8 protein-coding genes, 1 tRNA gene, 1 pseudogene and 1 riboswitch are annotated in these 8,672 nt (G+C 62.5%); of the genes and pseudogenes, 5 read left to right on the top strand and 5 right to left on the bottom strand.

Features of this window, described 5'->3' with window-relative positions:
- Nucleotides 1-95: 95 nt before the first annotated feature.
- Both RWT78_RS15270 and RWT78_RS15275 read right to left on the bottom strand, forming a co-directional pair.
- Nucleotides 96-371 (bottom strand): annotated as a pseudogene (locus tag RWT78_RS15270) (two-component sensor histidine kinase); the annotation flags it as partial.
- Nucleotides 368-1,084, bottom strand: coding sequence for a response regulator transcription factor (locus RWT78_RS15275; RefSeq protein WP_007734368.1), 717 nt, complete (start codon nt 1,082-1,084; stop codon nt 368-370). The gene RWT78_RS15275 and the pseudogene RWT78_RS15270, both read right to left, overlap by 4 nt.
- 372 nt (nt 1,085-1,456) lie before the next feature.
- Between RWT78_RS15275 and RWT78_RS15280 the strand changes: the two genes are divergently transcribed.
- The 4 genes from RWT78_RS15280 (at nt 1,457) to RWT78_RS15295 (ending at nt 5,305) form a co-directional block, all read left to right on the top strand.
- Nucleotides 1,457-2,740: a hypothetical protein gene (locus RWT78_RS15280; protein WP_314676467.1), complete on the top strand. Its 1,284-nt coding sequence runs from the start codon at nt 1,457-1,459 to the stop codon at nt 2,738-2,740.
- Nucleotides 2,741-2,771: 31 nt separating this feature from the next.
- Nucleotides 2,772-2,837, top strand: a riboswitch (guanidine-III (ykkC-III) riboswitch).
- A 14-nt stretch (nt 2,838-2,851) separates the two neighbouring features.
- Nucleotides 2,852-3,166 carry a multidrug efflux SMR transporter gene (locus tag RWT78_RS15285; protein ID WP_020906330.1) on the top strand — a complete coding sequence of 105 codons (315 nt, stop codon included), beginning with the start codon at nt 2,852-2,854 and terminating at the stop codon, nt 3,164-3,166.
- A gap of 47 nt (nt 3,167-3,213) precedes the next feature.
- Entirely contained in the window at nt 3,214-4,029 is an 816-nt protein-coding gene (locus RWT78_RS15290) for a hypothetical protein (protein WP_003945831.1), read from the top strand.
- Nucleotides 4,030-4,507: 478 nt separating this feature from the next.
- On the top strand, nt 4,508-5,305 hold the full coding sequence (locus RWT78_RS15295; protein ID WP_003945473.1) for a GAF and ANTAR domain-containing protein: 798 nt from the start codon (nt 4,508-4,510) through the stop codon (nt 5,303-5,305).
- Nucleotides 5,306-5,375: 70 nt separating this feature from the next.
- Here RWT78_RS15295 and RWT78_RS15300 read toward each other — a convergent pair.
- Nucleotides 5,376-5,447 (bottom strand) — tRNA-Thr (locus RWT78_RS15300).
- A gap of 122 nt (nt 5,448-5,569) precedes the next feature.
- Between RWT78_RS15300 and RWT78_RS15305 the strand changes: the two genes are divergently transcribed.
- Complete coding sequence (locus RWT78_RS15305) at nt 5,570-6,997, top strand: threonine/serine exporter ThrE family protein (RefSeq protein ID WP_003945646.1); 1,428 nt, start codon at nt 5,570-5,572, stop codon at nt 6,995-6,997.
- Between the two features lie 83 nt (nt 6,998-7,080).
- Here the strand turns inward: RWT78_RS15305 and RWT78_RS15310 are convergent, their stop codons facing one another.
- Both RWT78_RS15310 and RWT78_RS15315 read right to left on the bottom strand, forming a co-directional pair.
- A complete protein-coding gene (locus RWT78_RS15310) occupies nt 7,081-7,329 on the bottom strand; it encodes an MbtH family protein (protein WP_003945538.1) in 249 nt (82 codons plus the stop codon).
- Entirely contained in the window at nt 7,326-8,672 is a 1,347-nt protein-coding gene (locus RWT78_RS15315; protein ID WP_007734359.1) for a lysine N(6)-hydroxylase/L-ornithine N(5)-oxygenase family protein, read from the bottom strand. Before RWT78_RS15315 ends, RWT78_RS15310 begins: the two co-directional genes overlap by 4 nt.

The raw sequence follows: 8,672 nt of genomic DNA on the forward strand, positions 1-8,672 counted from the left end.
TTTTTTTTTTTTTGTGTGTGGGGTTGGGTGGCGTGTGTTTTTTTTTTCTTGCTCTCGGCCGGGGTGTGGGGGGGGGGGGGGGGGGGCGGGGGGGGGGGGGGGGGGGGCCCCCCGCCCGGGCCGACATCACTGGGCGGCTGCAGGTCTCTGCTGTGCGGCTTTGCCCAACCGTCGACCGCTTCGTACAGCGTTTTGTCGGTTCGCTGGGTCAGTGAGTTCTCGAGAGCAGAAGTGACCGCTACACCCGACGCCAACAGACCCAGCGCGGCCAACACCAGCAAGGCCGCAACCAGGGTGAAGCGCAGCGGCAGTGAATGGAGACGGAAACGACCCCGCTTCGGAAGCTGATCGTTTTCCGCGGCGGCGATCATTGCCGCGGTTCACGCATCACGTAGCCGACCCCACGCAATGTGTGAATCAGCGGTGTCTCCCCCGTGTCCACCTTGCGCCGCAGGTAGGAAACGTAGGACTCGACAACTCCGACCTCCCCACCGAAGTCGTAATTCCAGACGTGGTCGAGAATCCGCGGTTTGCTGAGAACCGTCCCGGCGTTGACCATGAAGTATCGGAGCAGTGTGAACTCGGTGGGCGAGAGTGCAACCAACTCGCCCTTCTTCCAGACCTCGCGGGTGTCGTCGTCGAGTTCGATGTCGGCGAACTTCACCCGCGGCGACTGCTCCGGCGCTACACCGCGACCGGCGCGGCGCAGGATGACCCGCAACCGCGTCACGACTTCTTCGAGGCTGAAGGGCTTGGTCACGTAGTCGTCCGCGCCGAGGGTCAGGCCGCTGATCTTGTCGTCGAGCGAATCCTTCGCCGTCAGAAACAGGACGGGCGCGTCCACACCGTCGGCGCGCAGGCGTCGAAGCAGACCGAAGCCGTCCATCCCGGGCATCATGACGTCGAGAACGATCGCGTCGGGACGGAATGTCCGTGCGACGTCCAGGCCTTGGGCGCCGCTCGAAGCAGTTGCCACCTCGAAACCCTGGAATCGGAGGCTCACGGAGAGCAACTCCACGATGGTGGGTTCGTCGTCGACAACGAGGATGCGGGCTTCGGGGGTCTTGTCGGTCACGAGAACCATCTTCTCCCCTGCCACTGGATTCCCGCTGTATGTTCCCTGGGAGCTTCCTGTGAACGGCCGGGTGCAGGTGAAAAGCTGCCAGCAGGATCCCGGCGAGGATCCAGGCTTCGATCGGCTGGCAAGGCACACGTGACATCAGCGGATTCAGCTACTTCAACGCACTGTCGATGGAGACTGCATTCGCGGACGCTGCGGTGTGGGTCGCCGACGCAGTTCAGACAAATTTGGCCGGCTACGACTTCGTTCAGTGGCCGAGTCGAGGACGCCATCTGCTGGTTCCTCGACTTCGAGACGGGAAACCGGTGTGGATGGATCCGCACGGCGATGTGACGATCAGTCGTATCGGCGGGTTGTGCAAAAATTCGACGAATTATGCACCAACGTAGCCCAGTTCAAATCGCTCAGCTCTACGTTTCGGTGGCGTCCGCGCTGGTCGGCGGTGTGGTAGCCGCGTACGCAGTGGCCGAGTCCCGAGTTGACGACTTCTCCTTCTCCGACGCCGGCGTTATCTCGGTGGTGATCACGCCGCAGTGGGCGGGAGCAACTGCCGCGGTGGTTGCGGCCGTCGGCGTAGCGCTACTGCATCGCTGGGGACGTGGCGGTCTCGCGAGTGTCTTCGCTGTAGTCGGCGCCCTCGCTATCGCGCTACCTGCATTCGTCCCCGTCTCCGCCCAGATTTCGGTGACTCTGAACGCAATCGGAGCAGGCGCTTTCCTCGCGGCAGCGGCATTTCCGACGAAGGGTCACCGCGGAGCACAAACCGCTCTCGGACTCGGCGTAACCACGACGACCCTGTACTTCGGCGCAGCGGACTTATGGCGCGATCGCGTCCCCAGGTGGTCGCTCACACTTCCGGGCGATTCCTACCCCGTGCCGTCCACGGTTCCCGTCTGGATTCTGCTCGCCGCAACTCTTCTCGTGGGTGGAGTCGCCGCACTCGCACGACCGAATCAGGAGCCGGGCGACATCGACGCCCGCCTGGTGAGGCTGGGAGTTGTTCTGCCCCTGGTATTCACGGCTCTCTATGTGTGGTTGGGCTCGACGACATCACCTGGGTCCTGGGTGATCGCGGTGGTAATGGCGGTTGCCGTTACCGTCGCACTGGCTTGGCGGTTGCCGCCACACGACGGTCGTTTCGTACTCGCCGGACTGGCAGTCAGCGCGGTTTCGGTCAGCTCGATTTCCTTTCCATCCGACTGGACCTGGGCGATGCCCGCGGGAGCTGCTGCCCTGGCGTTGGGCGTCGTCGTCGGCTGGAGAAGTCCGATGCCGCAACTCGGGCTGGGACTCCTTGCCGTGACTGCACTCTCGGGATTGCTGGATGCCGCCCCGGCCACGGTTGCCTACGTCCTCATCCTCCCGCTTGCGCTGGGACTGGCCGTCACGTCATGCATGCCTGTTGCCGTCGAAGCAGTCTCGAGCGGGGCGATGCTGCCCGTCGCTTTCACGTTGTTCTCGGTTTCACCGACCTTCTTGGACCCGGGCTCGCGGGAATTCGGGTGGTCTACCGGTCCGCTCGTCGAACACGGACCGGCCGCCGTGAACACGCCGATTCCTCTGGCTGTTCTCGCTGCGACGGCGACGATCGTGGTGGCCGTGACGAGCATCCATCTGAAGCGGGTTCGACCGGCGGTGGTGACCTTAATCGCCAGCTGATCGGGTCGGAACGCAGAATTCTGTTGCTATGGTTGGGTGGTCAACGACGACATCCGGACGAGCGCACCGTACCCGGCCAGCGAAAAGACGGTGCCTTGGGAGTTGTTCACCATGGCATGGATCGTGCTCGTCATTTCCGGACTTTTCGAAGCTGTCTGGGCTACCGCACTCGGTAAGTCCGACGGATTCAGCAAGATGTCACCCACCGTTGTCTTCATCCTCGGCCTGATCGTCAGTATGGCCGGCCTCGCGTATGCAATGCGCACCCTTCCCATCGGAACTGCGTACGCGGTCTGGGTCGGCATCGGCGCCGCCCTGACCGTCGGATACGCGATGATCACCGGTGCGGAGTCCACGTCGGTCGTCAAGATTCTGCTGATCCTCGGCATCGTCGGTTGTGTGGTCGGTCTGAAGGTCCTTCACTGACCGGCGATCCTGGTGAGTGTTTGTGTGTTACCGGTTACAGTTAACGCATGAAACTGCTGGAGATGCTCACGCTTCCCCTACGCGCGGGCATTGCAGCCGCAGAGATCAGTTTGGGAATCGCCGAGCTGACGGTCACGACAGTTCGTATCGCCGTCGGTAATACCGGCGCCGTGACGGCGGGTGCTGCCGGTCTGGCAAGCCCCCGCGGACCCATGCAGATGATCCAGCAGTTGTCATCGCTTACCGCTGACGATCGGCCCATCGGGCAGGCCTTGGCCCCCGGTGGGCCACTCGATCGACTTCTCTCCCCCGGCGGCCCGGTCGACAAACTGACTGCACCCGACGGCACTCTCGAACGACTACTCGCTCCCGGCGGACCACTCGAAAGACTTCTTGCCCCCGGCGGACCGCTGGATAGGGTGCTCGCCGAGAACGGCGCATTGGAACGCTTGCTCGCGCCGGACGGTCTCCTCGACCGAATGATGGCGGAGGACGGTCCGCTGGAACGCCTGACAGCGCAAGACGGTGCCGTCGAACGCCTGACTGCCAAGGACGGTGTCATCGATCGCGCACTGGCCGAGAACGGCATCCTCGAAACACTCCTGGCAGAGAACGGCGCCTTCGAACGGCTCATCGCCGAAGGCGGCCCGCTTGACCAGATCGTTGCACTGTCCGACACCTTGACTTCCCTCGCTCCCAACCTCGAGCGGATGAGCGCAAGCATCGAGGTCCTTCAGGAAACCGTCGGAATCCTCAGCGCTGCAGTCGGTCCACTCGGAGAACTTGCCGGCAAACTTCCCAATCGGTGGCTCAAGAGCAAGAGCGACCGCCCAGGGCCTGACCTTCCGATCGAATCGGCATAACAAACGGTTACTCGCCGATTACGCGGTCAGTTGTTGATCACGATGTTGAGGTTGATGATGATTCCGCCGAAAGTCAGGATCGTGTTGGCCAAGCCAACGGTCATTCCACTGTTCAGAGCCGCGATCAGTCCGTTCATCGTCGTATCCCCTTCACTGTCTACGGGTTACGCGTACAAGATTGTGCGCTGGCGCTGACAATAGGCCAAGTTCGTGACCTGCGCGCCATTGCGGAGAAAACTTGTACCCCGGTCGCAGTTTCCACGTTAACTGTTGCAGGACAACATAATTCCAAGATCGGCGCACTACCCGCTAACGGCCGAATCAAACATCACGATTGGGCATACGCAGTCCACTTCACATAACCGTCCGCCCCATCAGACACTTGTCCACCGAAACAGAGTGCACAACAGTTAGTCCGGTGCAACAATAAGACGAATCGGACATGCCTGCGACGTGATGGGGAAGGGTGGTTGAGACAATGACGGCGCCGCGCATCGCCAGAGGACACCGCGGCCCTACCGGGGGCCGAAATTCCGCGTCGCAGGACAGCCTGGACGCCGCCTCGGACGCCCTGCAATCGCTGTACGCACACCTCGATCCACATGCCCAGGCCGAGCAATTTCTCGAACAAGTCTGCAGGCATGCCGTCGATCTCATCGCCGACGCCGACATGGCCGGAATTACGATCGGCGGTTCGGATACGACATTCCGAACCGTAGCCGCCACCCACCAACTTGTTCGCACCGTCGACTCGATCCAATTCCGACTGGACTACGGACCGAGTGTGACGTCGTCACGCACGGGAACGGTTGTCCGCGCACATGCCAGCGAAGCCCACAGCCGGTGGCCTCAATTCGCAAGCGCGGCAAAGGCAGTCGGCGCCGTCAGCTTCTTGTCCATGCCACTGCCTGGCCGGGAACGCCCGCTCGGAACCCTCAATCTCTACAGCCACGACCTCCGAGGTTTCACCGGCGCCGACGTGGCATTGCTCCAACTGTTCGCCGTGACCTCGGCCTACGCGCTGCACAGCTCGCAGCGCCTCGACATCGCCAGAAAGCACGCGATGGACCTCGAGCGAGCACTCGAATCGCGAGGCGTCATCGAACAGGCCAAGGGCATCATCATGGGCACCCACCACGTCGACGCCGACCGAGCCTTCCGCATTCTCATCCAGGACTCGCAGCGCAGCAACGTCAAACTGCGAGTGATCGCCCAGCAGTACATCGACGGCGCGATCGACCCGCGCCAGGCTACGAACAAGCCCGAGACCAACTGAACCGGACGCCTATCGGCACCTCAGCAAATACAGAGGCACTCACCACATTGGTGAGTGCCTCTTCTTTCGGAGCCTCCTGTCGGGATTGAACCGACGACCTTTCGCTTACAAGGCGAGTGCTCTACCACTGAGCTAAGGAGGCGAAGACCGACGCGTTGCCGCGACTGACTTTGCGGAGCCATCATATCCAAGCCGTCACGGTGGCCGCGCGCGGGTCACGTTAGATAGCGTGGGCCCCATGCGCAACTCCCACTCCGCCCCCTGATGGCGAAATTAACCGAAGTACTCACACGCCTGACGGGAAACCGGCAAGCCACCGTCGACACGGTCACGTCGGCTCCCGCGCCGCTTCAACCGATCGACCTGACAGACGACGCCGTCGTCGCAGAGGTCCTGGACCTCGCGGTTCGGGTGGGCGAAGTCCTCCTCGCATCCGGAACCGCGGCCATGGACACCGCTGAGCAGGTGCAGTTCATCGCCGCCACGTACGGCCTTGCCCAGTGTGACGTCGACGTCACTTACAACTCGATTGTGCTCTCTGCCTATCGCGGCCCGACGCGACCGCCGGCGAGCACGATGCGCATCGTGCACTACCGCTCGATGGACTTCACGCGGCTGGCGGCCGTCGACCGTCTGACGCGTCGTATCCGCCGTGAGGCGATCACACCGGACCAAGCGCACGACGCGCTCACAGCCATCACGACGGCGCCGCACCCGTACAACCGATGGACCGCGACCATGGCCTGGGCTGCGATGGCGGCTTCGGTCTCCGTCCTGCTCGGCGGCGGGTTCCTCGTTGCCACAGTCGCGTTTCTGACGACGATGGTCATCGATCGAGTCAACCGCGTACTGAACCGGTTCGGATTACCGTTCTTCTTCCAGCAGGTTGTCGGTGGTCTCATCGCGGCTGCGCCCGCCGCCACGCTCTATACATTTCAGGACCAGCTGGGGATCAGTATCCGGCCGTCGTTGGTCATCGCGGCCGGAGTGGTCGTTCTACTGTCCGGGCTGTCGTTGGTGGGCTCGGTCCAGGACGCGATCATGGGTGCACCCATTACAGCTGTCGCGCGATTCTTCGAAGTGGTGATGATGACGGGCGGCATCATCGCGGGCGTCGCAATCTCGTTGCGAATGACCGGGATGTTGGGTTCGACGCTTCCACCGATCAATGTGGAAGTCTCCACCATCACGCAGTTGCCGATCCTCATGCTCTCCGGTGCGTGTGCGTCGGTGTTCTACGCGCTCGCCTGCTACGCCGAGAGGCGTGCACTCACCGCGGCGTTCCTGGGCGGTGCGGCAGGCAGTGGTGTGTCGATCTTCGTGCAGACACTCGACGTCGGTCCCGTGATCGCCGCCGCAATCGCCGCAACCGTGGTCGGTCTTGCCGGTGGTCTGATGGCTCGCCGCGCACTGACGCCTCCGCTGGTTGTCGCGGTCGCAGGCATCACTCCCCTACTCCCCGGTCTGTCGCTGTACCGAGGCCTGTACGCGCTGCTCAACGACCAGGTACTGATCGGGTTGACTGCCTTGCTGTCGGCCTTCGGCATCGGCTGCGCCCTGGCCGCGGGCGTCACGCTCGGCGAATGGGGAGCGCGCACGCTGCGTCGTCCAAGGATTCTGATGCGCGTGGACTCGCTACGTCGCCCGATGGTCCGCAAGCGCAGGCGTCGAGTTCCCGTCACCGAGAAGTAGGCGTCGTTCAAGCAGAAAGAGCTGGGCACCTGACGGTGCCCAGCTCTTTTCTGTTCACTCGGGGGTTCCGAGCGGTGAGAGAATCAGCTCTCGACTGCGTGCTTTCCACCAGCAGCCTGATCGGCTTCCATGGCCTCACGCAGGCTCTTCGGACGCATGTCGGTCCAGTTGGCCTCGACGTATTCGAGGCACGCCTTGCGGCTGTCTTCACCGAACACCACGCGCCAGCCGGCGGGGACCTCGGAAAACGTGGGCCACAGCGAGTGCTGGTCCTCGTCGTTCACCAGCACGTAGAAGCGGCCGTCTTCGTCATCGAAAGGGTTAGTGCTCATCTCGCCTCACTCGTTACGTACGTGTCTTGTGCGCCCAGACTAGCAAGCGCACCAGTTCGGTTCTGGTGGCTCAGCACCGACGCCAGAATCTCCCCCGCCCGCACTGCCACGTTCGACAGCAGCGACGACGTCAATCCGTGAGTCTGTTCTGTCCCACCCTGCAGATAGATACCGCCTGTCACGTCCTCCGTTACAGCCAGTCGATAATCCCGACTGACGTTACGCGGAACGGACGAATCCGGCACGAGTTCACCCAACAAATCGTCCAGAGGTGCCGGGGTGAAACCCGTGGCCAGAATGAGTGCGTCGCACGCCAGCGTGTCGGTCAAGCCGTCGAGATTGCTACGGACAGCCAGTTCGATGCCGGATTCGGTCTCCACGGCACTCGTGATCTCCGAGGCCCGACGCATGAACAGTCGCCGCGGCCCACGAACCATCTCCTGATATTCGGTGGCATACAGCTTGTTGATCAGTTCGATGTCGACGACCGAGTAGTTGGTACTGCGGTGCAGATCGAGCAGCCGGCGTCGTTCCGCGGCGTCTGCACCGTGCAGCTGATCGACGGCTTCGGGATCGAAGATGCGGTTCGCGTACGGGCTGTCGTCTGCCGGGCTGTAGCCGTAGCGGGCAAAAACACTGTGAACTTCGGCGTTCGGGTAGTTCGCGTGCAGGTAGTCGACGATCTCCGCGGCACTCTGGCCGGCGCCGAGAACGACGAACCGGTTGTGTACGGGCTCCGGCATTGCTTCGAGATGGAAGAGGAACTGGTGATTGTGGAAGCACCGCGACGAAGGCGTCGCCCACTCCGGGATCCGCTCTTTCAGTCCGGCTCCGACAACGATGTTGCGCGCGATCACCGTTTCACCGTCGGCGGTGCGAACCGCAAAGCGATCGACAACGCCGTCGGAGTTCTTGATGCCCTCGACCCCGTCGACGGTTGTACCGAACTGCACGTCCGCGTCGACTCGTCGAGCTGCCCAGCACAGGTAGTCGTTGAATTCGTGGCGCGTGGGGAAGAAGGTCTGGTGGTTGACGAAGTCGACCAGTCGACCCTGCTCGAACAGATACGAGAAGAAGCTGTATCCGCTCTGCGGATTCCGGAACGTCACCAGGTCCTTCGGAAACGCGATCTGCATGGTGGCACCGTCGAGCAGCATCCCGGGATGCCACGCGAACTGAGACTGCTTTTCGAAGAACCGCGCGTTCACCCGATCAACGGCCGCACAATTTGCATTGTGTTCTTCGACAGCAATGGCCAACGCGAGGTTGGCCGGACCGAACCCGACGCCGACGATGTCGACAATGGCAGGTTCGGCGCTGGAGTCTCTTGGTGATTCACTCAT

The organism is uncultured Rhodococcus sp., assembly GCF_963525155.1.
Taxonomy (GTDB): Bacteria; Actinomycetota; Actinomycetes; order Mycobacteriales; family Mycobacteriaceae; genus Rhodococcus_F; species Rhodococcus_F qingshengii.